Annotated in this window: 22 protein-coding genes; 9 read left to right on the top strand and 13 right to left on the bottom strand. The window is 46.0% G+C overall.

Annotated features, from left to right (window positions below; all coding sequences use genetic code 11):
- Positions 1-6 precede the first annotated feature (6 nt).
- Entirely contained in the window at positions 7-1,800 is a 1,794-nt protein-coding gene (locus NE671_RS06625) for a flavin reductase (protein WP_173740369.1), read from the top strand.
- A gap of 222 nt (positions 1,801-2,022) precedes the next feature.
- On the opposite strand, the gene NE671_RS06620 is transcribed toward NE671_RS06625, so the two are convergent.
- Positions 2,023-3,153, bottom strand: a complete 1,131-nt coding sequence (locus NE671_RS06620; RefSeq protein ID WP_173740368.1) for a glycerate kinase family protein — start codon at positions 3,151-3,153, stop codon at positions 2,023-2,025.
- A gap of 105 nt (positions 3,154-3,258) precedes the next feature.
- Here NE671_RS06620 and NE671_RS16015 point away from each other — a divergent pair, with 105 nt between their 5' ends.
- On the top strand, positions 3,259-3,507 hold the full coding sequence (locus NE671_RS16015; protein WP_334296146.1) for a helix-turn-helix domain-containing protein: 249 nt from the start codon (positions 3,259-3,261) through the stop codon (positions 3,505-3,507).
- A gap of 13 nt (positions 3,508-3,520) precedes the next feature.
- Here the strand turns inward: NE671_RS16015 and NE671_RS06610 are convergent, their stop codons facing one another.
- Positions 3,521-3,793 (bottom strand): acylphosphatase, encoded by a 273-nt coding sequence (locus NE671_RS06610; RefSeq protein ID WP_114001527.1) that lies wholly within the window; start codon positions 3,791-3,793, stop codon positions 3,521-3,523.
- 249 nt (positions 3,794-4,042) lie between these two features.
- On the opposite strand from NE671_RS06610, the gene NE671_RS06605 reads away from it, so the two are divergent.
- On the top strand, positions 4,043-4,561 hold the full coding sequence (locus NE671_RS06605) for a nitroreductase family protein (protein WP_118514133.1): 519 nt from the start codon (positions 4,043-4,045) through the stop codon (positions 4,559-4,561).
- Between the two features lie 184 nt (positions 4,562-4,745).
- Here the strand turns inward: NE671_RS06605 and NE671_RS06600 are convergent, their stop codons facing one another.
- Positions 4,746-5,657 (bottom strand): LysR family transcriptional regulator, encoded by a 912-nt coding sequence (locus NE671_RS06600; protein WP_092071754.1) that lies wholly within the window; start codon positions 5,655-5,657, stop codon positions 4,746-4,748.
- 77 nt (positions 5,658-5,734) lie between these two features.
- Entirely contained in the window at positions 5,735-6,688 is a 954-nt protein-coding gene (locus NE671_RS06595; protein ID WP_059086225.1) for an SH3 domain-containing protein, read from the bottom strand.
- A gap of 365 nt (positions 6,689-7,053) precedes the next feature.
- Between NE671_RS06595 and NE671_RS06590 the strand changes: the two genes are divergently transcribed.
- On the top strand, positions 7,054-8,145 hold the full coding sequence (locus tag NE671_RS06590; protein WP_092071756.1) for a DnaJ C-terminal domain-containing protein: 1,092 nt from the start codon (positions 7,054-7,056) through the stop codon (positions 8,143-8,145).
- Between the two features lie 91 nt (positions 8,146-8,236).
- On the opposite strand, the gene NE671_RS06585 is transcribed toward NE671_RS06590, so the two are convergent.
- Together NE671_RS06585 and NE671_RS06580 are read right to left on the bottom strand one after the other, a co-directional pair.
- The gene (locus tag NE671_RS06585; RefSeq protein WP_015525523.1) at positions 8,237-9,328 is read right to left on the bottom strand and encodes a PTS transporter subunit IIC; all 1,092 of its coding nucleotides are present in this window, start codon (positions 9,326-9,328) and stop codon (positions 8,237-8,239) included.
- A 49-nt stretch (positions 9,329-9,377) separates the two neighbouring features.
- Positions 9,378-10,502, bottom strand: coding sequence for an aldo/keto reductase (locus NE671_RS06580; protein WP_092071758.1), 1,125 nt, complete (start codon positions 10,500-10,502; stop codon positions 9,378-9,380).
- Positions 10,503-10,864: 362 nt separating this feature from the next.
- Between NE671_RS06580 and NE671_RS06575 the strand changes: the two genes are divergently transcribed.
- A complete protein-coding gene (locus NE671_RS06575; RefSeq protein WP_173722346.1) occupies positions 10,865-11,710 on the top strand; it encodes an AraC family transcriptional regulator in 846 nt (281 codons plus the stop codon).
- Positions 11,711-11,725: 15 nt separating this feature from the next.
- Here the strand turns inward: NE671_RS06575 and NE671_RS06570 are convergent, their stop codons facing one another.
- Positions 11,726-13,357: a glycoside hydrolase family 36 protein gene (locus tag NE671_RS06570; protein ID WP_243874131.1), complete on the bottom strand. Its 1,632-nt coding sequence runs from the start codon at positions 13,355-13,357 to the stop codon at positions 11,726-11,728.
- 515 nt (positions 13,358-13,872) lie between these two features.
- Here NE671_RS06570 and NE671_RS06565 point away from each other — a divergent pair.
- Together NE671_RS06565 and NE671_RS06560 are read left to right on the top strand one after the other, a co-directional pair.
- Positions 13,873-14,325 carry an Hsp20/alpha crystallin family protein gene (locus tag NE671_RS06565; RefSeq protein ID WP_015525518.1) on the top strand — a complete coding sequence of 151 codons (453 nt, stop codon included), beginning with the start codon at positions 13,873-13,875 and terminating at the stop codon, positions 14,323-14,325.
- Between the two features lie 368 nt (positions 14,326-14,693).
- The gene (locus NE671_RS06560) at positions 14,694-15,338 is read left to right on the top strand and encodes an orotate phosphoribosyltransferase (protein WP_173740367.1); all 645 of its coding nucleotides are present in this window, start codon (positions 14,694-14,696) and stop codon (positions 15,336-15,338) included.
- A gap of 69 nt (positions 15,339-15,407) precedes the next feature.
- Here the strand turns inward: NE671_RS06560 and NE671_RS06555 are convergent, their stop codons facing one another.
- On the bottom strand, positions 15,408-16,409 hold the full coding sequence (locus NE671_RS06555) for a hypothetical protein (RefSeq protein ID WP_173740366.1): 1,002 nt from the start codon (positions 16,407-16,409) through the stop codon (positions 15,408-15,410).
- A gap of 678 nt (positions 16,410-17,087) precedes the next feature.
- Here NE671_RS06555 and NE671_RS06550 point away from each other — a divergent pair.
- Together NE671_RS06550 and NE671_RS06545 are read left to right on the top strand one after the other, a co-directional pair.
- Positions 17,088-18,302, top strand: coding sequence for a DUF4317 domain-containing protein (locus tag NE671_RS06550; protein WP_173740365.1), 1,215 nt, complete (start codon positions 17,088-17,090; stop codon positions 18,300-18,302).
- Between the two features lie 10 nt (positions 18,303-18,312).
- A complete protein-coding gene (locus tag NE671_RS06545; protein ID WP_244095939.1) occupies positions 18,313-19,110 on the top strand; it encodes an HAD family hydrolase in 798 nt (265 codons plus the stop codon).
- 106 nt (positions 19,111-19,216) lie between these two features.
- On the opposite strand, the gene NE671_RS06540 is transcribed toward NE671_RS06545, so the two are convergent.
- The 5 genes from NE671_RS06540 to NE671_RS06520 form a co-directional block, all read right to left on the bottom strand.
- The gene (locus tag NE671_RS06540) at positions 19,217-20,476 is read right to left on the bottom strand and encodes a hypothetical protein (protein WP_049946995.1); all 1,260 of its coding nucleotides are present in this window, start codon (positions 20,474-20,476) and stop codon (positions 19,217-19,219) included.
- A gap of 213 nt (positions 20,477-20,689) precedes the next feature.
- The gene (mfd, locus tag NE671_RS06535; RefSeq protein WP_173740364.1) at positions 20,690-24,016 is read right to left on the bottom strand and encodes a transcription-repair coupling factor; all 3,327 of its coding nucleotides are present in this window, start codon (positions 24,014-24,016) and stop codon (positions 20,690-20,692) included.
- A gap of 7 nt (positions 24,017-24,023) precedes the next feature.
- Positions 24,024-24,602 carry an aminoacyl-tRNA hydrolase gene (gene pth, locus NE671_RS06530; RefSeq protein ID WP_173740363.1) on the bottom strand — a complete coding sequence of 193 codons (579 nt, stop codon included), beginning with the start codon at positions 24,600-24,602 and terminating at the stop codon, positions 24,024-24,026.
- 79 nt (positions 24,603-24,681) lie between these two features.
- Positions 24,682-25,632 carry a TIGR03943 family putative permease subunit gene (locus NE671_RS06525; RefSeq protein WP_173740362.1) on the bottom strand — a complete coding sequence of 317 codons (951 nt, stop codon included), beginning with the start codon at positions 25,630-25,632 and terminating at the stop codon, positions 24,682-24,684.
- A 122-nt stretch (positions 25,633-25,754) separates the two neighbouring features.
- On the bottom strand, positions 25,755-26,122 hold a 368-nt coding region (locus NE671_RS06520; RefSeq protein WP_237971953.1), incomplete at its 5' end, for a GTP-binding protein.

Genomic DNA, 26,122 nt, shown 5'->3' with positions numbered 1-26,122 from the left:
TCGCTCATGAAAATCACAGATACCATCAAATATGTAGGCGTTAATGATCATCAGGTTGACCTTTTTGAGGGCCAGTACAAAGTGCCGAACGGCATGTCCTACAACTCCTATGTGATCCTGGACGAAAAAATTGCGGTTATGGATACGGTAGATGCAAATTTTACTCACGAATGGCTTGATAATATCCAGAAAGTTCTGGGCGACCGGAAACCGGATTATCTGATCGTACAGCATATGGAACCGGATCACGCAGCCAACATCGCAAACTTCCTGAAGGCTTATCCGGACACCATCGTTGTTTCCAACAAAAAAGCCTTCGCCATGATGCAGAACTTCTTTGACCTGGATCTGGAAGGTCATCAGATCATCGTAGATAACGGCGGAACCCTTTCCCTTGGAAAACACGATCTGACTTTTGTATTTGCACCGATGGTTCACTGGCCGGAGGTTATGGTCACTTATGACAGCACAGAAAAGGTTCTTTTTTCCGCAGACGGCTTCGGAAAATTCGGCGCCCTGGATGCAGAGGAACCATGGGACGATGAGGCAAGAAGATACTATATCGGCATCGTTGGAAAATATGGTGTGCAGGTGCAGAACCTTCTGAAAGTAGCCGCAGCTCTGGATATCCAGACCATCTGCCCGCTCCACGGACCGGTTCTTACTGAAGATCTTGGACATTATATCAGCCTCTATGATACCTGGTCTTCCTACACACCGGAGGATGACGGAATCGTGATCGCCTACACTTCTGTATACGGTCATACAAAAATAGCCGTTCAGCAGTTGGCCGATAAATTCCGCAGCAAAGGATGTCCAAACGTTGTTGTCTATGATCTTGCAAGAGACGATATGTCCCAGGCACTGAGCGATGCTTTCCGTTACTCCAAGCTGGTTCTCGCAACCACCACATATAATGCAGGCATCTATCCGTTTATGAACGACTTTATTACCCGTCTGACAGAGCACAACTTCCAGAACCGCACGGTAGGACTGATTGAAAACGGAACCTGGGCACCGCTGGCAGCGAAGGTTATGAAAGAAATGCTTTCCAAATGCAAAAAGATCAGCTGGCTGAATACCACAGTTAAGATCATGTCTGCAGTAAACGAAGAAAACCGCAGGCAGATGGAAGCTATGGCTGATGAGCTCTGCCAGGAATACATTGCAAAAAGCGATGATCTTGCCAACAAGAATGATATGACTGCTCTGTTCCGCATCGGTTACGGCCTCTATGTGGTAACCTCCAACGATGGCAAAAAGGACAACGGTCTGATCGTCAATACCGTTACACAACTTACCGACAACCCATATCGCGTGGCTGTCAACATCAACAAGGCAAACTACTCTCACCACGTGATCCAGCAGACCGGTATCATGAACGTAAACTGCCTGTCCACAGATGCTCCGTTCTCTGTTTTTGAGCAGTTCGGCTTCCAGTCCGGCAGAAGCACCGATAAATTTGCCGGACAGAAAGTAAACCACTCCGACAACGGCCTGGTATTCCTGGACAAATATATCAATGCTTTCATGTCCCTGAAGGTAGAAAACTATGTGGATCTCGGCACTCACGGAATGTTCATCTGCAGCGTCACAGAGGCCCGTGTCATGAGCGATCAGGATACCATGACTTACACCTACTACCAGAAACATGTAAAGCCAAAGCCACAGACCGAGGGCAAAAAAGGCTGGGTATGCAAAGTCTGCGGATACATCTATGAAGGCGATGAACTTCCGGAAGATATCATCTGCCCGCTGTGCAAGCATGGCGCTGTGGATTTTGAGCCGATCGAAGGATAAGACTGAAATCCCCATAAATTGATTTAATCCGGTTACAGCTCCCTTATTTTTACAAATTATAAACCACAAAAAAGACAGGCTTCTGAGGTGGCCCGTCTTTTTTGTATTATCATCCAATGTCTTCTCAGCGTCTTTCACCAAATTTATTCTTACAGCAGATCAGACACTCACGCTCTGTATTTCTGCAGGAATCCTGAAATTTACGGATCATATGCCTTTTATTTATTTCATCAGTCTGATAACCTGCTCTGCAGTATCTGCCAGATTCTGCTTGGCATTCTCATTTTTCATGGCCTCCTCCAGAGTTACCACTCCGCGGAGGATCGGGAAAAAGGCATCGATCCCTGCATCGTTGCAGGCTCTTGCGTCACGCTGTACGGCACCTGCAAAGGCGATCACCTTTTTGCCATATTTCTTTGCAAGCTTTGCAACACCTACCGGCGCTTTTCCCATGGCTGTCTGTCCATCCATACGTCCCTCACCTGTGATCACAAGATCCGCGTCTTTGATGTAGTCCTCAAGTTTTGTCTCATCCAGCACGATGTTGATCCCGGATTCCAGAACTGCATCGGTAAAGGTCAGGAATGCAAATCCCATTCCGCCGGCAGCACCTGTTCCCGGATACTTTGCATCTGCTTTCGGAAAACGCTCCTTTGCAAGCTCTGCGTAAGCACCCAGCCACTGATCCATGTCCTGGATCATCTCCGGTGTAGCACCCTTCTGCGGTCCGTAGATGGCACTGCATCCAAGCTCTCCGCAAAGAGGATTTGTGACATCGCAGGCAACACGGAATTTACATTCTGCAAGCTCCGGGATCACATAGGCAGCTGTGATCTCTGTGATGTCTTTCAGGCCCCTTGCTCCCGGAAGGACCTGCTTTCCGTCTTTATCCAGAAATGCATAGCCAAGTGCCTGAAGCATTCCCACACCACCGTCATTGGTGGCGCTTCCGCCGATACCCACAATAAATCTGCGGCAGCCTTTTTCGATGGCGTCCTTGATCACCTCACCGACACCGTAGGTTGTGGTATAAAGAGGATTTCTTTTTTCGTCCGGCACCTGCGTGATCCCTGCTGCACCAGCCATTTCGATCACTGCGGTCTTTGTGCTTTCGATGATGCCATACTCACAGATCACCGGCTCGCCAAGAGGCCCCGTAACCTTTACGTGCTCTGTTTTTCCGTTCATTCCTTCGACAAGGGCTTCCACGGTTCCCTCTCCACCGTCTGCCAGTGGTCTTACCTGAACTTCTGCGTCCGCATCCACACGATGGATACCTTCAGCAGCTGCAAAGCCTGCCTCCATGGATGTCATACTGCCCTTAAAAGAATCGATCGCTGTTACTACCTTCATTTTATTTTCCTCCTGTATGATTTTTATGTAAAGCTGATATCCGTACTCTCCGTTCTATCATTCCGTGTACCGGAAATGTGAAATGTTCATTTACGTGTCAGGCGGATATTCTCTGCGCAGCTCAGCAGCCAAATAACTGTTCTGCTGTTTGGTTATCAGCTGTCCCCGGATGAAAAGAACCTTCTGCGAACTTATTTTTCCCTGGAAATGTCTCTGGCTGATGCCGCAGAGAAGCTTTTTCTCCACAAAAATACTCTTCAATATAAATTAAACCACATTTATAAAAAATGTGGTCTCAATCCCCGAAAATTCCGGGACGCTGTTCTGTTGTATCTGGCACTGGAGCTGGAATGAACCGGCCATTTCACTATCCTCTCACATGAAAGCCAAACTCCTCCTCCAGTGGAATTTCCCTCGCTTCAATCCCCTCGATCTCCACAAAGCTCTGCTGAGAAAGGCGTTCTACCATCTCCCGGATTTCTTCTCTGGTTCCCTGTACTTCCATTTCCACACGATCATCCCAGAGATTCCGTACCCAGCCGGTCAGTCCTATGGACTGTGCAATATAATAGGAGCGGTAACGAAAGCCTACTCCCTGTACTCTTCCTGAAAAATAAAAATGTTTCCGAATCTTTTCCATCTGGCACCTCATATTTTCTGTCTTAACTATTCTGTCTCTGTATCTCCACCCGAAATTCTCCCGCATCCGCCGCAGGAATATCATAACCAGATTATATAATATTTCTTTATAAATTGTAAAGTTATATCCTTCTATCTATTGGAAACTATAATCATCTGCGTTATAATGGTTTTTATCAGAATAAAAAGAAATTTACTTTCTTTTGCAGAAAATATTTTCAACAAAATTTAACATCAGGAGGTAATGATCATGAATGAAAGCATCAAAAACCTGTTAGAACGCAGAAGCATCCGCGCCTACAAAAAAGAACTTGTTCCGAAAGAAACTCTGGATACGATCCTGGAAGCAGGAAAATATTCCCCCAGCGGCATGGGACAGCAGAGCACTCTTATGGTAGTGACACAGGATCCGGAGCTGGTTGCAAGGCTTTCCAAAATGAACGCAGCTGTTATGGGCAGCACCTCAGATCCGTTCTACGGCGCCCCAACTGTGATCATTGTCTTTTCCGACAGCAAAATGGGCACTTGTGTGGAAAACGGAAGTCTTGTGATGGGAAATCTCATGAATGCCGCACATGCTCTCGGCGTGGACTCCTGCTGGATTCACCGTGCAAGAGAAGTTTTTGACTCCGAGGAAGGAAAAGAGCTGAAGAAGCAGTGGGGTGTTCCGGAGGAATATATCGGCGTGGGCCACTGTGTTCTTGGATACCGTGACTGTGAGTATCCAACAGCCAAACCGCGTAAAGATGGTTTTGTGATCCGTGTGTGATCGGCTTGCAGAATAAAATTTCCACTGCCAAAAACTTTTAATGTAAATAAAGATCTGACAGATTCCTGCATGATACGCATCGCTACGTATCTGAGAATACACAGGGAAACAACCCTCCGGTATCATAAATACCAGAAGCTTTTCCCGTCTTCTCCGGCAGTGATCTGTCAGATTTTATTTTCTCTTATTTCAGTGCTTTATCCTTATATCTAGAAATCTCCTCCAGATATTTTTTCCCAAGGGCACTGATGTTAACACCCTTTCTGGCAACATAACCGATCGTCATGATCTCATCGGAATCCAGCTTCACAGCACAGTAATCGGAACCATTAAGATCCTCACAGATAATACCGGAGCATAAGGTATATCCATTCAGTCCTACCATCAGGTTCAGCATAGTAGCCCTGTCATCGGCTTTGATCAGCCGTTTGTATTCATAGGTGCTCAAAACCTCCTCCGCAAAATAAAAAGAGTTATTTCCTCCCTGTTCAAAGGACAGACACGGATATTCCTTCAGTTCTTCCAGCGTGATCTTCTCACGCTTCGCCAGAGGATGCCCCTTCCACATATAAACGTAGATCCGACAGTTGAGAAGTTCGTGAAACTCCAGACCATACTCGTGAAACATTTTTGCAAGTACATTATGGTTAAAATCATTTACGTAGAGGATCCCGATCTCACTCTTGAAATTACGGACATCCTCGATGACCTGATGCGTCTTGGTCTCGTGGACCGCAAATTCGTACTCATCCATGCCGAATTGCTTTACCAGCTCCACAAAGGCATTAACTGCAAAGGTATAATGCTGCATGGAAACACTGAATTTTTTGCGTGACTGTTCCTTGGAAATATATTTGGCTTCCATCAGTTCGTACTGTTCCACCACCTGCCTTGCATACCCCAGAAATTCTTCGCCTGCAGGCGTTACGGCGATTCCTCGGTTCGTTCTTCGGAAGATCTCAACACCGGTTTCTGCTTCCAGCTCCCGGATTGCCGTGGAAAGACTGGGCTGAGAAATATAAAGGCTTTTTGCTGCCTCGTTCATAGATCCGGCTTTTGCAATTGCTATGGTATATCTGAGCTGTGCCAGAGTCATCTTTCTGCCTCCCCGTTTCTTGTTCCGGCTTTCTGTTCCTCTTCAGGCAGATCCGGCAACAAGCATCCTTTATCTTTTTATTTAAGGTAGTTCTTATCTACATATCCTTCTTTTCCAAGCTTCGGAACATATACATACCAGTAAGTACTGTCTTTCTTCTCAATGACTTCTACCGTATCTCCGTTATTCAGCTGGGCGATCTCATTGTCCTTGTCATACGCCTTTGTACTGCGCAGAGCCAGATAGCCGCTTTCCACTTTAACAGTCATGGATGGAGTTGTCGTACCTGAGCCTCCGGTAAGATAGTTCCTGTCAACATAACCGGTCTTATCCAGCTGCGGAACATATACATACCAGTACTGATCGTTGCTGGTGTCCTTCACCTGAACCGTGTCACCGGTATTCAGCTGTCCGATCTCATTGCTTTCATTATAGGCTGCCTTATTGCGAAGGGCAAGATAACCAGTTTCTACTTTAACTGTCCACAGACCACTGTTGTAAATATACCGGTTATCCACATATCCGGATTTATCAAGCCCCGGAGCATATACGTACCAGTAAGTAGAATCACTGCTGTCCTTTACAAGAACGACATCTCCGGTATTCAGACGTCCGATCTCGTTACTGTCATTGTAAGCTGCGGTACTTCGAAGAGCCAGATAGCCTTTTTTTACCTTTACTGTCCAGGAATCGTTGGAAGCTGTGGCGTTCTCTACTATCTGGATATAGTTTTTGTCCAGATATCCGGATTTATCCAGTCTTGGCACGTATGCATACCAGTAGGTAGCGTCCTTCCGATTTGTAACTTCCACAAGATCTCCTGTATTCAGCTGTCCGATCTCATTGCCTTTGTCAAAAGCCTTCTCACTCCGGAGAGCCAGGTATCCATCTGTGACTTTGACTTTAAAAGTGGTTCCTGCTGCTGCCTTTGCCTCCCGGATCGTCGCCGGAAAAGCTGCTGCCAGTATAAGTGTCAGAAGTACCAGCCTTTTTACTGCCTTTATATGGGACAGAAGAGTTCTTTTTCTCATATTATACGCCTCCTTTTCTTTTTTGGATCTTTCTCTGATCTGCGGCTCTCTCTGTTTTTTATTTACTGAGCAGACCGCACCGGAATTTATGGTAGTATTATATCATATTTTTAGCTGATAGCTGTAAGAATCATATCTCTTATTGCAGTCCAAAATGTTCTTTTCCACAATGCAGGTATTGACACTTTTAATTATCAGTGTTATATTACATATAGAACAGGATAAAAGTAATGCCCCCGGGATTTTTCCCGGGGAATTTTATACGCATACGTTCAATATATGACAGTCCGGGAGATCTGTCCTCTGAGAGGACAGATCGATCATCCGGGACGCTGCAGACTATAATATAAGGGAAGGTGAATACCATGGCAGTAAAAAGAGATTATTACGATGTTCTGGGCATTGACCGGAACGCAGATGAAAAAACAATAAAAAAAGCCTATCGTAAACTGGCCAAAAAATATCATCCGGATACAAACGCCGGTAATGCAGATGCCGCAGATAAATTTAAAGAAGTAAACGAAGCCTACGATGTCTTAAGTGATCCAAAGAAGAAAAAAATGTATGATCAGTTTGGTCATGCCGCATTTGAAGCAGGAGCTGATCCTGGAGCCGGCGCAGGTGCCGGTGGATTCGGCGGATTCCAGGGTGGCGGCAATGGCAGCTATCAGGAATTTCATTTTAACGGTGAAAATATGGACGATATTTTTGGTGATATCTTCGGAAATATGTTCCACGGCAGTCACGGCGAAAGCCGCGGTTTCGGCAGCAATGGCACATATGAGCATTTCACCGGTAACGGTGGCGGCTTTCACAGTGGATTTGGCGGAAGTGGCTTTCACAGTGGCAACGGCTTCGGCGGATTCCATCAACAGGATTTTCCGCAAAAAGGCTCTGATGTGAAGGCCAGCATCAACGTTACCTTTGATGAGGCAGCTTTTGGTGCAGATAAAAGGATCTCTCTGTCCGGTCCGGACGGAAGCTCCGGTGCACCGCAGACACTTCAGATTCATATTCCGGCAGGTATTGATACCGGCAAGAGTATCCGTCTGAAAGGAAAAGGCATGCCCGGAACCGGCGGCGGTGAGCCTGGTGACCTTCTTCTGAAGGTTACCGTAGGAACACGTCCTGGCTATGAACGAAAGGGATCGGATGTTTATACCACCATTTCTATTCCTTACACAACCGCTGTTTTCGGCGGTGAAGCCACCGTTCCCACCCTTTACGGAAATGTTATCTGTAAGATCAGGGAAGGTATGCAGTCCGGTTCCAAGATCCGCCTGAGAGGAAAAGGCATTGTTTCCATGAAGAACCCTTCCGTCCGCGGTGATCAGTATGTAACCATTCAGATCCAAGTTCCTCAGAATCTGAATTATTCCGCAAAAGAGAAACTCCATGAATATGCAAAGGCCTGTGGACTGGAACGGAATAATGCCACCGGATCACATGTAGCATAAAAGTTAAAATAAAAGAGTATCACAAAGCTCATCACTATCAATGAGTTCCTGTGATACTCTTTTTTGATTTTAAAGTAAGATCTGATATAGCTTATGACAGCGTCATATCTCCATCTTTCACCCATCCGAGCTTACGTACAAACATATTGATCAACGGGCAGAGAACTGCCGGGAGAATAAAAGAGATCAGAAAAAGTCCTGCCCAGTCCATAGCTGTAACAGCTGTCTTGGTTCCTTCTGCAATATCATTCATCCATCCTGTATACACACCGATCTGACCTACAAAACCGCAGGTACCCATTCCTGAGGATACAGCAGTTCCGTTCATCTGAAGCCTGAACAAGCAGGTTGCAATAGGTCCTGTGATAGCAGATGTTACGATCGGAGCAATCCAGATCCTTGGATTTCTGACAATATTACCCATCTGGAGCATGGAAGTTCCAATTCCCTGAGAGACAAGACCACCCCATTTGTTTTCCCTGAAGGACATGACCGCAAAACCTACCATCTGCGCACAGCAGCCCGCTACTGCAGCGCCGCCTGCCAGTCCGGTAAGTCCCAGAGCCGCGCAGATCGCAGCAGAAGAGATTGGCAGCGTCAGTGCGATTCCAACAAATACAGAAACCAGGATTCCCATAAAGAATGGCTGCAGATCTGTTGCCCACATGATCACGCTTCCTACCTTCATGGCAGCTTTTCCAAGAGCCGGTGCCCACCATGCGGAAAGACCTACGCCCACACCGATGGTTACAAGAGGCGTTACAAGGATATCGATCTTTGTTTCCTTTGAAACTGCCTTACCGATCTCAGCCGCAACAATGGCAACAAACAGTACAGCCAGAGGACCGCCTGCTCCGCCAAGTGCGTTGGAGGCAAATCCAACGGTGATCAGCGAAAACAATACCAGCGGCGGGCAATGCAAGGCGTAACCGATGGCTACTGCCATGGCAGGGCCGCTCATGGCAGATGCCAGAGAACCTACTGTATACTGGGTATCATTGACTGTGGCAACTGCCATAGTCAGAAACGGAATGTGAAACTGTGTGCCAATGGTGTTGATGATCGTACCGATCAGCAGGGAACAGAAAAGTCCCTGTGCCATAGCTCCCAGTGCATCGATACCATATCTCTTCAGAGAGATCTCGATATCCTTCCGTTTTAGAAATGCTTTGAATTTTTCCATTTTTAAACTCTCTCCTTACCCTGATCCGCTTCCTGCCGGATCAGTTCCTTTATTTGCAAAAAGCCTCGCTTACTTTCTCAAGTTCCTCGCGGATGGAAATATGCTGCGGACATACTTCCTCACACTGTCCGCATTTTATACATTTATCTGCACGCTTTCTGCCATGACTGACTACCAGCCAGTCTTCCTGATGCGCTGCGGCGGCTTTATTTCCGTACAATGTCAGATAATTCATTGCTGTAAAAGAACCGGAAATTCCAATTTCCATCGGACAGACCTTTGCACAGTAGTTACAGGTTGTACATGGGATCAGAGGAATTTTGCTCATAGCCTCTCTTGCCTTATCAAGAGTCTCCTTCTCACTGTCAGTAAGACCATTGAAATCCTTCATAAAGGAAAGGTTATCCTCCATCTGTGCAACATTGCTCATTCCGGAAAGTACGGTGATCACGCCTTCCAGATTTGCCGCAAAACGGATCGCCCAGGATGCTGTGGATGCTTCCGGCTCTGCTTCCTTCAGAAGCTTTTCCACTGCTTCCGGCGGAGTTGCAAGCATGCCGCCTTTTACAGGTTCCATGATAATGACCGGTTTTCCATGTTTTCTGGCTACCTCGTAGCAGGCTCTTGACTGGATCACCGGATTTTCCCAGTCTGCGTAATTGATCTGCAGCTGTACAAATTCCATTTCCGGATGTGCAGTGAGAAGTGCATCCAGCTCCTCCGGTGTGGAGTGGAACGAAAATCCTGCATGTCTGATCAGACCGGCTTCCTTCTGTTCATGGATCCAGTCCCATAAACCGTACTTATCAAAATATTTTGTTCTGTGCTCTCCAAGATTGTGGAGAAGATAAAAGTCGAAATATCCTGCCTTTGTTCTCTCCAGAGATGTTTTAAACTGTGCAAGAGCTTCATCTCTTGTCTTGCAGTTGATCCAGGCTGCCATCTTGGTGGCTAACTGATATTTTTCTCTCGGATAACGCTCTACCAGCGCTTCGCGGATAGCATCTTCGCTTCCTGCATAAGCCCATGCTGTATCAAAATATGTAAATCCGGCTTCCATAAATTTGTCCACCATGACTTTGGTCTGCTCCACATCGATCACACCTTCTGATTTCTGCGGAAGTCTCATAAGGCCAAAACCAAGTTTTTTGATCTCTTCACCTAAATATGCCATATCTTTCTCCCTTCTTATTACATACCGGAAAATTCCTCATATCATCTGATATATCACCGGATAAGCAATATTTCTGACACAGATATCTCCCGGACCGTTATATTTTTGCCGCAGAGAAACTGCGTTTCTCCTATTATAACGATATTTTTCCTGGTGGTAAACCTTTTTCTTTTACAAGTGTCAAGACAATGCCTGCATTACATCTGAATTTTTGCAGAAAACAGAAAAACAGCTGCCACACGTTTATCGCACGGCAACTGTCTTTTGTCCTATCAGTTCATCTTTGTTCTTTACACCTCAGATCAAATATTTTAAACTGATATTACTTATAATAACCATATATCGAAAGGCAGAAAACTCTCATGAAAAACAAGCAGGTCATGAACCGCCAGACTTCATCAAAAGAACTTCATCTTATTTCCTGCGGCTGGGAAAAATGTACACCGGAGCAGTCCTATGGTCCAGGTGTACGGCGGTATTACACCATTCACTTTGTGCTGAGCGGGCAGGGCTATTTCTATATGAATAACCGGAAGTATACCCTGAAAGCCGGACAGTGCTTTTTCATTCCTCCTGTGACCAGCTCTCTCTACAAAGCAGAGCCTTCTGATCCCTGGACTTATATCTGGATCTGTTTCAATGGAGAAAATGCTCCCATACTTTGTGAACACTGTCATCTTACTGAAGAAACTCCGGTCCAGCAGCTAAATTCGGTTCTTCCCTATCAGGAAACCATTCTTGAAATGATGGCTCATCCACAACTGACGCCTTCCGGTGAGGCCTATATCCAGAGCGGTCTTTACCGGATCATTGCCCTGCTGGAGGAAGAATTTCATGCTTCCTACACCACCATGGAATCCAACGATAATTTTTACATCACACAGGCTGTTGATTACATCAAAAAAAGTCCGCTACAGAATATCACTGTGACAGATGTTGCTGACTATCTCCATATCAGCCGCAGCCACCTTTACGGACTTTTTAAAAAACATCTTGGAACCACACCCCAAGCATTCCTGACTTCAGCCAAGATCATCAACGCCCGGGAGCTTCTGACCATCACGGATATCCCTGTCTCCAGCGTGGCGTTCTCCTGCGGATATCAAAATCCATTTGCCTTTTCCCGTGCCTTCAAAAAAGAAACCGGCATGACGCCACGGGAATACCGGGAAAAATATCATCATGCCGAGGATCTTCTGGATTGCTGAACCACTTTTCCTGATTTACGGAACAACTACCTTGGCATTATAATATTCCACCGCAGCATCCATGGTCGGACCTTCGTTGTCAAACCAGTCATAAGTGATAGTTTCGCCGTTTTCTCCCCATACCTCCGGGCAGTCGATTTCTTCCCAGTCAAGCGGAACAAAATGCTCTTCCTGTTCTGATGCACGCAGCATGATCTGATGCAGCTCCTCAAATTCCTCCGGATTCAAAACTCCAGGTTTTGCGGATACAAACAGTGGTGTACCGCTCTTTGCAAGAACGTCTGCCCACTGACGATTTTTCTCCCATGGGATCATTCCGAAAATACCGACACAGTCTGCATCAATATGGTAAAACGTATTGTGCTGCGGAAGACGGAATGCCAGCGTATTTACGCCCATTCGTCTGGTACGCTCCCAGATACGTCCGCTGGTATCGTCACCGGTCCGATTCAGATGCATCAGGCCTGCGCCGAGATGTCCGATGGTATTGCAGCCGATGATCACTGCGTTGTTGCTCCGGGAAGCATCATAAATCTCCTGATAAAGCATTTTTACGATTTCTGCGCTGGTTTTGGTCTGATCATAAAAATGCCATTTCTCCATGGAATTGTCTCTTAAATTCGCCTCAAATCCCCATTTCCCAAAGAGATCAAAGGTAGAAAAATCATGCTTGATCAGCGTGTATCCCCAATCACAGATCCTCTCGATATCTTTACGGATATATTCCAGTGCATCCGGGTGGGACGGATCGAGACAGCCATTATAGGAAATCCTCCACTCATCCGGGATATTCTCATCTTCATTAAGAAGCAGACGGACCCAGATACCCGGGCGGACACCTTTTTTCTCCAGCTTGTCTGCAAGACCTTTCATATCCGGAAATCTGGCATTGCCTTTTGTCCAGGGTCCACCGTTGTATTCATCCAGGCGGTGATGCTCCTGCCAGCAGTCATCAATGACCATGAACGGAGGATTTTTTACACCTTCGGTCAGTTTCAGGATATAATCGGTATCACTTAAGATCTCCTCTTCGGAGCTGTCACCGTAAGCATAATACCAGTTATTGCTTCCATATACCGGAAACTCTGGGAAGATCGGATCTGTACACATTTTTTCACAGAATTTCTGTGCAGTTTCAAAAGTATCTGCTCCTTCTGCTTCCATGCAGACGATCTGTGCGGCACACAGCTTTCTTCCTTTCAGCTGTACTCCTGTATTTCCGCAGCGAACATCCAGAAACAAAGTAATTCCTTTGGTATCCACCTGCCAGCAGCACATAGCAGAAGGACGGACCTTTACGCCAAAGCAGAGAACCTTCTCAGAAAGCTTCGCCAGAAAATACCATGGCAGATAACGGTTTCCGCTCATTCCATGCCATTCCGCATCACCATAGGTACGTTCCCAGGCATCTCCCAGAAATCTGGCTGATTTCGGGATCTTATAGTTCCATCTCAGCTTCACACATCTTACTGCATCCTCGGATGTGACAAATATATCCTCATGTTCACCTTCGTCCTGAAATTCCACAGTAGTTGCACCGGCAGCTACTGTCGTCTGCCCTCCCTGGCACACAAGTCTCTCCTCTTCTGTTTCCACTGTTACATAATCCGGTACCCCAAGCTTAAAATCTGCATATTTTTTCTGCATTATTCTCTCCTCCTGTACTTTTTCATTTACATTTTGCTTTACCTGCATACTCATGAACACTGTCTTTCTATCGTCTGTTCAACTCAGAAGAATGTACGAAAAATTTTTTTAATACATTTTGTCTATATGCCTTATTATATTGATTTTTTTGGTTTTTTCTATGCTTTAAAGTTATTATAACATTGCAGAATGTTCAATCTGCATAAGCTTTTCAGACCTTGTCCGATTCGCTTTTTAATATAAGAACATAAAGGGCTAAAGGTGGAAATTAGTTTTTCATTTTACGGAACACAAATTCTTCACAATTTTTTAGCACTCACCTCTTGACTTTGCTAACAACATGTGTTATATTACATATAGAACAAAGGAGAAGATAAAAAAGAACTTCCAGATGTTCAGAATAAAACCAAACGATCACCACTGCGGAATAACCCGAAGTGGTAACTATATACCGGCAACAGTTGGATTTCTTGATCCACCGGAACGGCTTTTCAATTTGAAAGGAGAAATGACTTATGATGTTCCCGAGTGTATTTGGAGAAAACTTATTTGATGACTGGATGGATGATTTTGGATTCAGAGATAATTTCTTTAGCGGAAAGAACCCTCTTTATGGCAAACATGCAAAAAATATCATGAAAACTGATGTACGTGAAACAGATAAAGGCTATGAGCTGGATGTAGATCTTCCAGGATTTAAGAAAGATGAAGTACAGGTACAGCTGAAGGATGGTTATCTTACCATCTCTGCTGCCAAGGGTCTTGACAAAGACGAGGAAGACAAGAAAGGCAATTATATCCGCCGTGAACGTTATGCCGGCAGCACAAGCAGAAGCTTCTATGTTGGTAATGGTGTAAAAAACGAAGATGTCCATGCAAAATTTGAGAACGGTGTTCTGAGACTTTCTATTCCGAAAAAAGCAGCTGAAGAGATTGAAGCTGATAAATATGTATCTATTGAAGGCTGACATCGACTCACTCTCACAGGGGGAGAATCCATAAGGATTCTCCTCCTCTTTTTTATACGCAATAATACATATGACACTCTCTTTCCAATTTACTACGTACTCACAAGTACTTTCACTCTATAGTAATGATCCTATTGTCAAAGTTTTCATGATATTGGATATTTTTCAACAAATACGCTTGATTTTTTGAATATTTTTTATATATTTTGCATTATATTATTTCATTTTTTTGAAATTAATGGTATAATATGCACAGCTAATCGGATATTTGCAATCCGCATTCGGTTAAATAAATCTGTTTCGTAATCCTTCAGGATAATTCTCCTGAACAACCACGTAAAACACGATCACGACAGGAGGTTTTTATTATGGATCAGGACAACATCATAAAAATTTATGCACGCACTGACAACCGCATACAGCTTAAAATGATTCCGGGACACTTCGTAACATCCCAATCCCATATCACACACTACCTGGATCTCACTACTATGAAATCCAGATGCGCTGAAGCACAGCGTATTGCATCCGCTCTCGCAGCAAATTACGAAGCATCCATTCCGGTAGACACCATCGTCTGCATGGACGGACTTGAAGTGATCGGTGCTTATCTCGCCGAAGAACTGACCAAAGCCGGCGTCCTTTCCATGAACGCACACCAGACCATCTACGTCATCACCCCTGAGTTCAACAGCACCGGGCAGATGATCTTCCGCGACAACTATGAACCAATGATCAATGGAAAAAACATCCTCATCCTAAATGGCTCCATCACCACCGGATCCACATTGAACCGAGCTATCGAAAGCGTTCTGTACTATGGCGGTAAGATCCGCGGCGTGGCAGCCATCTACAGCAGTGTAGACAATGTAGCCACACTCCCTGTCCACTCTATCTTTCAGGCCAGAGACATCCCGGACTATCACTCCTACCGCTCTGACAACTGCCCACTGTGCAAAAACCGCCAGAAGATCGACGCTATTGTCAGCAGCTACGGATATTCTGTATTATAAGATTCAGATCAATCAACGAATCCCCCATGGATAGCAAAACCAGTGGGGGATTCTCTTTATCTTTTCTTATTATAATTGATATTCTCTGTACATGGCTTCACGCATTTCTTTATCTGTAACAACCTTCTGGATCTCATTACCACGATCATCAAGTATAAGCCTGTTGATCAGAACACTAAGTCGTTCTTCCCCCTGGGCCATTCCCTGAGCTATTCCCTGCGCCATTCCCTGAGCTATTCCCTGAGCCATTCCCTGAGCCATTCCCTGTTCTCGCCCCAGTGCTTCAGCCTGTTCCTTAGCTTCCGCCATCAGTCTTGCCCTTTTCTCAGATTCCAGTTCCAGAACATGTCCACCCATAATCTCACCTATTCCTTTCCGGACTTTCTCCTCATTTCTGAAAATATGATCAGATATCCGAGTTATCAGTCCAATCAGATCACTGAACAGTTCAGACCTTCCAGATTCAGTGATCTCTACCTCCAGTTTACTCCGGATCACTTCATATTCATTCAGTAATTCCTGAAAAAGTTGTGGATTCTCACTCATCTCATGCCCTCTTTTTTCATATCGCATGATATAAAAAGGAAGCAGCATAAGAAGACTCTTTTCAAATATCTTATCTTTTGTATAATTCTCTACTTTAATGGCAGGCACTCTGTACAAATGACATCCCCCATCCGGAAAAACCACATCCACTTCCAGAAAATCCGGCGTATTCCTACTATTTCTCAGATACAACACACAAGAACGTGGAAACTCCATCCGATACCTCCGTCCCTGCTTTCTGGCAAACTCAACAGCAGTTGCAAAATCATACTCTATCATCCGTACAGCCATTGTCGTGTCATCCGTACTCTGACATTCTATATGATAAATCCTGTTTCCGATCAACAGCCGAGAATCCGTAATAATCTCACCATCCACCCGCTGATACTCATTACGTAGCTGCACAATCTCCACATCAGCCGGGTATGATGTATGAAAAACATCATTGATCAAAGGCACGACCAGAAACGTCATTTTCTTCATCATAGTACGAAAAACATCATCAAAAATCGTATTATCTCTCAAACAATACTCCTTCTGGTATATACAATTATACCATCAACCAAACACTTCAGAAACCCTGTATACAGTTTTTATAAATATTTTTGAAAAAACGCTTCAGACATTGAAGCAAAAAAGAAACCAAATAAATGGATAGATCTTATAAGATATACAAATCATACCACACATCCCACCACAACACCACAAAAACCCATCTCCAAATTTCGACACCACCTTCCAGCGTCCAGCAACGCTCCGACGCTCACAACCTCCCTCCAAACCACAAGGAAACTCAGCCTTTCCTCCCAGCCATCCAGCGCAGCGCTGATGGCTCATCCAACTCCCGTCAGACCACTCTATCCCTCCCACCATGACCGCACAGTGTGAGGTTTGCAGCAGAAGTCCGGGTGCTTTGGAGTGAGCCTTGGTCCATACTTAGCGTCTGAGGTGGTTCACGGAGAGGTACCCGGCGGCCACAAGCCGTAGGGTAAGGCCCATCTGTCTGAGCCAGGTACGCATCAGCGTACATGGCGAGTTATGGGCCGGCCGCTCCGTGAGACACCTCAGACGCTTAGTATGACCAGGCGAAACGACGGCACCCGGACTTCTGCTGCAAATCTCACACGTCCGTCCGCGTCATCTTGCCCCCACCAAACACCTGTGCTATAATCAAACTAATTAAAAAACCGAGGTAAACCACACATGAACAAAAAAGAAATCGCAGAAATAAAAAAACAATTCACCCCTGACCGCTGCTCCATCACCCGCATCTGCGGCTGCTACGTAGACGGTGAAAAAAACAAAAAAACCGAACTCAAAGAAGCCTTCTTATCCTTATCAGAGGAAGAAACCTTCAAATACTTCGACATCTTCCGAAAAACCCTCACCGGCACCATCGGAAAAAACCTCATCAACATGGAATTTCCTCTGGATCAGGAAACCGAAGGCGGAACCCAAAACTTCCTCATGAAACTCCGCAAAAGCAAACTCACCGACGACACCCTCACCGAAGCCTTCTACGACAGAATCATAGAAAACTACGACTACGGTGAAAACTACTACATCATCCTCATCCACGCAGTCTACGACATCCCCGGCAAATCCTCCGACGGTGCCGAAATGTTCGACGCTTCCGATGAGATCTACGATCACATCCTCTGCAGTATCTGCCCGGTCAAGCTCTCCAAAGCAGGCCTGCATTACAATGCAGAGACAAACAATATTGAAGACCGTATCCGGGACTGGCTGGTAGAAATGCCTGACTGGGGCTTCCTTTTCCCACAGTTCAACGACCGCAGTACCGATATCCACGGACTTCTCTACTACACCAAAAACGCCGAAAATCTCCGCTCCACCATGATGGAAGAAGTCTTCGGCTGCACCACACCACTATCTGCCGGAACCCAGCGTGACTCCTTCAATGCTCTGGTGGAAGAAACCCTTGGTGATGACTGTGCCTACGACACAGTCCTTGAGATCCACGAAAAGCTCAACGATCTCATCGAATCCCAGAAGGACGAACCGGAACCTGTTGTCCTCACCAAATCCGAAGTCAAACGTCTCTTCGAAGAATGCGGCGTAGAAGACGAAAAGCTCCAGAACTTCGATGAACAGTATGAGCTTGCCGCAGGAGAAAAATCAGCTCTGGTAGCATCCAACATCACCAACACCCGGAAATTCGAGATCAAAACCCCTGACGTGGTGATCCACGTAGCACCGGACCGGGCAGAACTGGTAGAAACCCGCATCATCGATGGTCGAAAATGCCTTGTGATCCCCATGGAAAGTGAAATAGAACTCAACGGCATCCGTGTCAGCACACTGAACTCTGTTAAAGATACATCCGCAGAACCGCTTCCTGTTAATGATATTACTGACATTGATAACAGTAACACCGAAGAAGAAATCCCATTTTAAAGGAGACCTTATGAACGATAAAAAAATCCTGTTCTTCGACATAGACGGCACACTGCTTACGCCTCACCCCTTCAAGGTTCCGGAGAGCACCAGCCGCGCCCTCACAAAAGCCCATGAAAACGGTCATCTTCTTTTCATCAACACCGGCCGCACCAAAGTAATGATGCCCTCTGCACTCTCAGAGCTTCATTTCGATGGCTATATATACGGCTGTGGAACCCACATTTACATGGACAACAAATTGCTTTTTTTCCGCACAGTCCCAAATCTTCTGTGCAAGGAAACCGTAGACCTTCTCCGCAAATGCAAGATCGAGGCAATTTTTGAATCCAACACTGAGATCCTGTATGATGGCGCATCTCCGGCCCAGTCCGAATTCGGAGTCAAAATGCGAAAAGAAATTCCAATGGTCGACATCACGAAATTCAATCGGGAGGATGCCTGCACTTACTCCTATGACAAATTCCTGGTACATATGCTGCCGGATTCCGATGTCGAAAAATTCCGCAGCTTCTGTAATGATCATTACACCTATTTTGATCACGGAGACGGAATCTGGGAAGTCACACAAAAGGGTACCAGCAAAGCCACAGGCATGGAATTTCTCCTGGATCGCCTTTCCATCCCCAGGGAAAACTGCTATGCATTCGGAGACAGTCCCAACGACCTTCCCATGCTGAAAGCTGCCGGAGTCGGCGTTGCTATGGGAAATGCTTACGGAGGCATCGAAAAGCACTGCACATACCAGACAAGCGCAGTCGACAGGGACGGGATTCTTCACGCACTGGAGCATCTCGATCTGATCTGATGATCCGTAAAGCAGGCATGAGTATTACAAAAAACGAGCCGTGTACGATAAATCCGTACACGGCTCGTTGTCTTTTCTCTTATCATTCCATTGTAAACATTGTATCTTATTTCTCAGCTTCCGGTGTAGCAGCTGCCTCAGATTCTGTACTGTCTGCAGTCTCCTCATCAGCCTTTGCAGAATCTCCCTCTGTCTCCGGTGTCTCGGTCACATCAGTCTGCTCCTCAGCTGCCGGTGTCTCGGTTGCCTCAGCCTCTGCAGAATCTGCTGTCGGTGTCTCAGTTACATCCGGGTCCGGTGTCGGAGTTGGAGTCTGGATCGTAAAGCTATGATTATCTGTGATCTTGATCTTCTTAATCAATTTTTTCTCTTCTTTGATATCAGCTTTCTTCTTCCAGCCATCTGTTGTATCATTATAAAAATCATCCTTCTTGGTGTTTGTCAGAGACTCTTTCTTACTCTCCGTTGCAGTTTTATCATTCTTGGAATCCAGTCTCACAACATACCATACGGAATCTGTCTTTATGATCTCCTCGTTCAGTGCACCCTCGTCCAGCTTTCTTAAAGCGGTACGAACCTCATCCGGATAAGTAGTTCCGTTAGCAGCACTGTCATCACCTTCCTCATAGGTAGGGCATGTTCCGGTTGTTGCGGTCATATCCTTGGAGATCTCATCTCCAAGAGTATTGAAATCTGCAGCCGGATCCTCTTTAACCTTGTCATAGAACTTCTGAAGATTCTCTTTATTCTTCTTGATATCATCATCGGAAAGATCATCTCCGCTGACCTTTGCACTTGCATAGCTGAAAGACATCTGCTGATATTCTTTCTCATCCAGCTTCACGTCCGCTTTGGCTTCAATGGCATCCTTCATCTTCACATCGTATGTTTCAAGCTCGAGGAAAGTCTTCACCATATCTTCATCAACCGCAAGCTCTGCAATTGTCTCATCGGAATTGGCAGCCATAAAGTTCTTGGCAGCTTCCTCAAGAGCCTTCTGCTCATCATCTGTGATTTCAACATCATACTCGGAAGCGTGTTCTTTCTCCAGACACATCTTTTCAACAGTTTCAACAGAAGTTGTTACCGCATTTTCACCGTAAGTCTCATCGGAATCATCATCCATTTTGGTACTCCAGATAGACATATCGCTTCCACCGCCAAGATACATCTTGTACATTGCCTCAGCCTGTGCCTGCTGCATACGTGCTGCCAGACTTACAACGCCAAACGGGATTTCCTGCTTATTGACTGTCACTGCGATCTTTGTACCATCGAGTTTTTTATTTCCGCAGCCTGCCATCATTCCTGCCGCTGTAACGCAGACAAGAGCAGTAACTGCCGCTTTCTTTACTGAATTTCTCATTTCATCCTCCATCTATCCGTCCATAAGAATCACGGTCCGGCTCTTATTCCATAATACTTGATTATAAACGTTTTCACCTTTAAGAGCAAGGAATTTCACGAACTTACACGACATTTCACAAATTATCCACAAGTCTTTCCGGGAAAATATCCGGTATCCACAAACCGGATGTTTTTTCCCGTGGATAACCCTAAGCTTAGCTGATTCTTCCCTTTACTCCAGTGGCTCTGCCAGTTTTGCCAGCTCCCCCGCAAACTTCATCAGCTCTTCGATCAGCCTTCCCTGTGGTGTCAGGATAAATTTCGGCTCATGATCAGCCTTAAACTGCAAACCTCTCCGGTACTGCGCCATAATAGCCGGGATACCTGCGGGATCCAGCTTGGCCTTTTCATAGAGCGTGATCCGGACATCTTTTCCAAGCTGCTTGATCTCCGTCACATATCCCTGATGGGCAAGAGCCTTCAGTCTTGCAATGGCAAGAAGATTCAGCACAGCTTTTGTCGGCTCGCCAAAACGGTCGATCAGCTCCTCCAGCATATCGTCATATTCCTGCTGGCTTTCAATACCGGCAATACGCTTATAAATATCCAGCTTCTGGAACTCGTTGCCGATATAGGAATCCGGGATAAATGCATCAATATTGAGATCAATGGTCGTCTCAAAATCATCCATAGTCCGGATTCCCTTTGCCTCCTTGACAGCCTCACTGAGCATCTTGCAGTAAAGGTCATAACCAACTGCGTTCATATGCCCGTGCTGCTGAGCACCGAGAAGATTTCCTGCTCCACGAAGCTCCAGATCCTTCATAGCTATCTTAAAACCGCTTCCAAGGTCTGAATACTCCCGCATGGCGCTGAGCCGTTTCTCCGCGGTCTCCTGGAGCATCTTGTTTTTGGTATACATCAGGAATGCATAAGCAGTCCTGTTGGAACGTCCTACACGCCCACGGAGCTGATAAAGCTGGGAAAGGCCATATCTGTCCGAATCATGGATGATCATAGTGTTTACGTTGGAAATATCCAGTCCTGTCTCAATAATAGTGGTGGAAACCAGTACATCCACATCTCCATTGATAAAATCATACATTACCTGCTCCAGTTCCCTCTGACTCATCTGTCCATGTGCAAAATCCACTCTGGCCTCCGGCACAAGTCTGGATATCCGAAGGGCTACTTCGGCAATGTCATTGACTCGATTATATACGTAATACACCTGTCCCCCCCGGCGAAGCTCCCTGCGGATGGCTTCCCGAACAGTCTCCTCATCGTACTCCATAACGTATGTCTGGATCGGCACACGATCCATCGGCGGCTCTTCCAGAACGCTCATATCACGGATACCGATGAGACTCATATGAAGAGTTCTCGGAATCGGCGTTGCCGTCAGCGTCAGTACATCCACATCTTTTTTCATCTGCTTGATCTTCTCCTTGTGAGTAACACCAAAGCGCTGCTCCTCATCAATGATCAGAAGTCCAAGATTTTTAAATTCCACATCTTTTGAAAGAACTCTGTGGGTGCCGATCACAATATCTACCTGCCCCTTTTTGATCCCTTCGATGGTCTTTTTCTGCTGGGCAGATGTCCGGAAACGGCAGAGAAGCTCCACCTTCACCGGAAATTCTTTCATACGCTGTACAAAGGTATTGTAATGCTGCTGGGCAAGAATGGTAGTAGGGACCAGATAAACCACCTGCCGGCTTTCCTGTACTGCCTTAAACGCAGCTCTTAAAGCCACCTCCGTCTTTCCGTAACCAACGTCACCACACACAAGACGGTCCATGATCCTAGTGCTTTCCATATCTCTCTTGGTATCCTCAATGGCTGCCAGCTGATCCTCTGTCTCCTCATAGGGAAACATCTCCTCAAATTCCTTCTGCCATACGGTATCCGGTCCGCAGACATACCCCTCTTTCTCCTGGCGGACTGCATAAAGCTCTACCAGCTCTTTTGCGATATTTTTTACCGCACCCTTAACACGGCTCTTGGTCTTATTCCACTCCTGACCGCCAAGCTTGTTCAGCTTAGGCGTTTTTGCATTTTCGGAGGATCCTGAATATTTCTGCAAAGCATCCAGCTGGGTTGCCAGGATATAGAGATTACTGCCGCCCCGGTATTCGATCTTGATGTAATCCTTCACAACACGGTCAACCTCTACCTTTTCGATTCCACGGTAAATACCCAGTCCGTGCTTTTCATGAACAACAAGATCACCAATGGAAAGCTCTGCAAAATCCTGGATCCTGTTTCCGCTGTACTTTTTCTTTTTTTTACGCTTTTTCTGCTCTTTGCCGAAAATATCGGTTTCCGTCATCACTGCAAATTTGATTAGCGGATACTGGAAGCCACGTCTTGCGTGACCATAGACAACCATGATCTCCCCGGGACTGATGATACGATCCATGTCCTGGCTGTAAAAAGCATTCAGTCCTTCCTCTGAAAGATCCTTTGCCAGACGCTCCGCCCTGGTCCTGGAACCGGAGAGCAATGCGATCCGGTATCCCTGACTCTTATACTGAAGGAGATCCTTTACCAGAAGTTCAAAGCTGCTGTTATAAGAATCTACAGACTTCACCGTAAGATCAAATTCCCCATTGATCTTCCATCCGGAACGTCTGGGAGAAAGTGCGGATACAGCCACACAATTCCGTCTGTTCAGCTTCTTCTGCAGTTCCTGAAAGCCACATAGCCACTGCTCCGGAAGATTTGCCTCGCCTTTTTCCTCTCTGTGCATACGACTCTGACGGTACTCTTCCTCCACACCCTCGCCGTTTTCTGCCAGGTGGTTCAGTTCATCCAGAAACACCAGTGTTTTTTCTTCCGGAAAATAATCCAGAAAGGATACCATATCTTCTCCGTCCATCTTTTCTGCGGCCGGATAAATCGTAATTTCATCTACATTTTCCAGAGATCTCTGACTTTCCGCATCAAAGCTCCGGATAGAATCCACCTCATCATCCCACAGTTCGATACGCCAAGGATTATCCTCTGTCAGCGGATAGATATCAATGATTCCTCCACGCACAGAAAACTGCCCCGGAAGCTCTACCTGACCGGTGCGTTCATACCCCAGCTCTACCAGCTCTTCCTTCAACTGATCCAGATCGATCACACTGTCACTTTTAAAATGAAGAAGTCTGCTTCTAATCTTTTCCAGCGGCATCAGGAAATCCATACATCCGTCAATGCTGGTAACAACGGTCACTTCTTCCTGTTCCAGAAGTGCCCGGATCACACGCATCCGCTGCCGGATCAGAAGATTTCCGTGTATATCTGCCTGAAAAAACAGAAGATCCTTTGCCGGATAAAAATATACATTTTTGTCATAGAAGCGGTAATCCTCATAGATTTCCTTTGCGTTGCGCTCATCATCCGCAAGGATCAGATGATATGGAAAAAGCCCGGAAAGTCCATACATCAGATGGACCTTCTGGGACTCCATGCATCCGGAAACATTAAGAATTCCGCAGTTTGCGCCACAGCGCTTTTTTATTTCCCCAAACTCTGCAAGACCCTGCAGAGGATGCAAAAATGCTTCCATACAAACCTCAATTCTTAGGCTTTTTTCTGTTATATTTATTCATCGCCGCATCTACGCCCTCGGACAGGATCATCTCCACAGCCTCTGCCGCATCATTGATCCCTTCATCCACAAGCTTGCGATCACTGTCCGAAAAATGACCCAGCACAAAATCTGCCAGATCCCAGTCTTTCGGTTTTGCACCGACACCAACACGGATGCGGATAAATTTTTCAGTTCCAAGGCGGCGGATGATATCCTTGATCCCGTTATGTCCGCCTGCACTGCCCTTTTTGCGGATACGAAGCTGCCCAGGCTCCAGATCGATATCATCGTAGATCACGATCAGCTCTGTCTCCGGATCGATCTTGAAATAGCCGGACATCTCCTGGATCGGACCGCCGCTTAAATTCATATAGGAAAGCGGTTTCATCAGAATAGCTTTTTCACCGCCGATGATACTTTTTCCATACATGGCATTAAATTTTACGCCGCCCTGCGGGATATTATGCTTCTCCACAAGACAGTCAACGGTGTCAAAGCCCATATTGTGGCGTGTAGCCTCATACTGCTTTCCCGGATTTCCCAAACCTGCAATTAAATACATAAAAACTCCTCAGCTGTAATCTACCTATTTCAATGTCAGGCCTTCTTATGCCTTAAGGCATACAAATGCTCTGATCGTATCAGTTGAAATATACCATCTCATCAGCAAGTGGCTCACAAACTTCTACATGCTCTGCGTAAAGTACGATTCCCTCTCCCTGATATTCCATTCTCTTCTCAAACGCAACCTTCGCAGTAACATCCACCCACTGGCCTTCTGCGATCTTCGGAGCAAAAGCGCTCTTGCAGATGTAACCAAGAAATGTAGTATCATCTGCACAGCATGTCATGGCTGTTCTTCCGGGAACAAAGAATTTGCTTCCCATTCCACGCGGCTTCAGGGCACGTGCTTTAAAGTGAACGGTTTTTCCGACATAGCGGTCAGGATGATCCATGGAATCCACAAACCAGATACCATAATCCTCCGGAAGGATATCGATCACCGACGCATCAATATCAAATGGCATCTCATCCTCAAAAAGATCACCAAGCTCGCCCTCTTCATCCTCAAAGATGATCTCCGCACGCTGGTTCACCACCTTGATGCTTCTTCTGTAAGAAGGAAGCGGATCGTTCTCCTGGCAGCGGTTAAAGATAACCATATCCGCATTGCGGACCATGTCCATAAAAAGGGACTTCATATTCGCCATATAGACCTGGAATGTGCTTGCATCCACACAGGTGATATGCTGCTCCACGCCCCAGCCTTCCGGTTTTTCCATTTCTTCGAATTTACTTACCAGCCACATGCCATTATACTCAATGATCACCCGCTCCGGCTGATGCAGGATCTCCATTACCGCAAGTCGTTCCGGTGTAAGCTCTTCCTCACTGTCAATGCTCTCCACAACGGTATTGCACTGTTTCAGTGCTTCCTCATCATATTCTTCCTCACCCTCTTCGCAAAGGATCAGCAGTGTTTTTCCATCGATCTGAAAGTAATCCTGCTGCAGGGTAAAGCTCAGGAAAGAGGTCTTGCCGCTTTCCAGAAAACCTGTGATCAGATAAACGGGTACTCTGGTCTCTTCCATAAATCCATCCCATCAGATACTGTACGATTTAATGTACAGTATCTATTTCCTTTCTGTAACAATCTATATCTGTATTCCGCTTTGGCTTTGCGTCAAAACGGACATTTATTTTATCATATGCTTTATGCGATCCCGAAAAGCTCCTCCAGTGCATGCTCGTCAAGCTTAGAACCGATCACGCACAGACGGCCTGTATATTCCGGTGCACCCTCACGGATCTCAGTTTCTTCCGGAACCATATCAAAATAGATCCATGTTCCGTCTTCTGCCGGAAGCATTCCCTTTGCACGGAGGATGATACCGTATTTATCAGACTCGGAAAGTGCCTCAAGGATCTTCTCAAGTCCCTCACGTGTATATTTTTTAATAGTCTCACGGCCCCAGCTTGTGAAGACCTCATCTGCATGATGATGGTGGTGGTCATGTCCACATCCACACTCTCCGTCGTGGTGATGGTGATGCTCATGCTCTTCATGATCATGGCCGCAGC

Source organism: Blautia sp. DFI.9.10 (genome assembly GCF_024461705.1).
Lineage (GTDB): Bacteria > Bacillota > Clostridia > Lachnospirales > Lachnospiraceae > Blautia_A > Blautia_A fusiformis.
Note: the sequence above shows the minus strand (reverse complement) of the source record. Positions and strands in the feature narration are given on the sequence as shown.

Excerpts from the sequence above, each read along its gene's own strand:
- NE671_RS06625 (WP_173740369.1), top strand. The coding sequence starts at position 7 with ATGAAAATCACAGATACCATCAAATATGTAGGCGTTAATGATCATCAG.
- NE671_RS06620 (WP_173740368.1), bottom strand. The coding sequence starts at position 3,153 with ATGAAGGTAGTAACAGCGATCGATTCTTTTAAGGGCAGTATGACATCC.
- NE671_RS06610 (WP_114001527.1), bottom strand. The coding sequence starts at position 3,793 with ATGGAAAAGATTCGGAAACATTTTTATTTTTCAGGAAGAGTACAGGGA.
- NE671_RS06605 (WP_118514133.1), top strand. The coding sequence starts at position 4,043 with ATGAATGAAAGCATCAAAAACCTGTTAGAACGCAGAAGCATCCGCGCC.
- NE671_RS06600 (WP_092071754.1), bottom strand. The coding sequence starts at position 5,657 with ATGACTCTGGCACAGCTCAGATATACCATAGCAATTGCAAAAGCCGGA.
- NE671_RS06595 (WP_059086225.1), bottom strand. The coding sequence starts at position 6,688 with ATGAGAAAAAGAACTCTTCTGTCCCATATAAAGGCAGTAAAAAGGCTG.
- NE671_RS06590 (WP_092071756.1), top strand. The coding sequence starts at position 7,054 with ATGGCAGTAAAAAGAGATTATTACGATGTTCTGGGCATTGACCGGAAC.
- NE671_RS06585 (WP_015525523.1), bottom strand. The coding sequence starts at position 9,328 with ATGGAAAAATTCAAAGCATTTCTAAAACGGAAGGATATCGAGATCTCT.
- NE671_RS06580 (WP_092071758.1), bottom strand. The coding sequence starts at position 10,502 with ATGGCATATTTAGGTGAAGAGATCAAAAAACTTGGTTTTGGCCTTATG.
- NE671_RS06575 (WP_173722346.1), top strand. The coding sequence starts at position 10,865 with ATGAAAAACAAGCAGGTCATGAACCGCCAGACTTCATCAAAAGAACTT.
- NE671_RS06570 (WP_243874131.1), bottom strand. The coding sequence starts at position 13,357 with ATGCAGAAAAAATATGCAGATTTTAAGCTTGGGGTACCGGATTATGTA.
- NE671_RS06565 (WP_015525518.1), top strand. The coding sequence starts at position 13,873 with ATGATGTTCCCGAGTGTATTTGGAGAAAACTTATTTGATGACTGGATG.
- NE671_RS06560 (WP_173740367.1), top strand. The coding sequence starts at position 14,694 with ATGGATCAGGACAACATCATAAAAATTTATGCACGCACTGACAACCGC.
- NE671_RS06550 (WP_173740365.1), top strand. The coding sequence starts at position 17,088 with ATGAACAAAAAAGAAATCGCAGAAATAAAAAAACAATTCACCCCTGAC.
- NE671_RS06545 (WP_244095939.1), top strand. The coding sequence starts at position 18,313 with ATGAACGATAAAAAAATCCTGTTCTTCGACATAGACGGCACACTGCTT.
- NE671_RS06540 (WP_049946995.1), bottom strand. The coding sequence starts at position 20,476 with ATGAGAAATTCAGTAAAGAAAGCGGCAGTTACTGCTCTTGTCTGCGTT.
- mfd (WP_173740364.1), bottom strand. The coding sequence starts at position 24,016 with ATGGAAGCATTTTTGCATCCTCTGCAGGGTCTTGCAGAGTTTGGGGAA.
- pth (WP_173740363.1), bottom strand. The coding sequence starts at position 24,602 with ATGTATTTAATTGCAGGTTTGGGAAATCCGGGAAAGCAGTATGAGGCT.
- NE671_RS06525 (WP_173740362.1), bottom strand. The coding sequence starts at position 25,632 with ATGGAAGAGACCAGAGTACCCGTTTATCTGATCACAGGTTTTCTGGAA.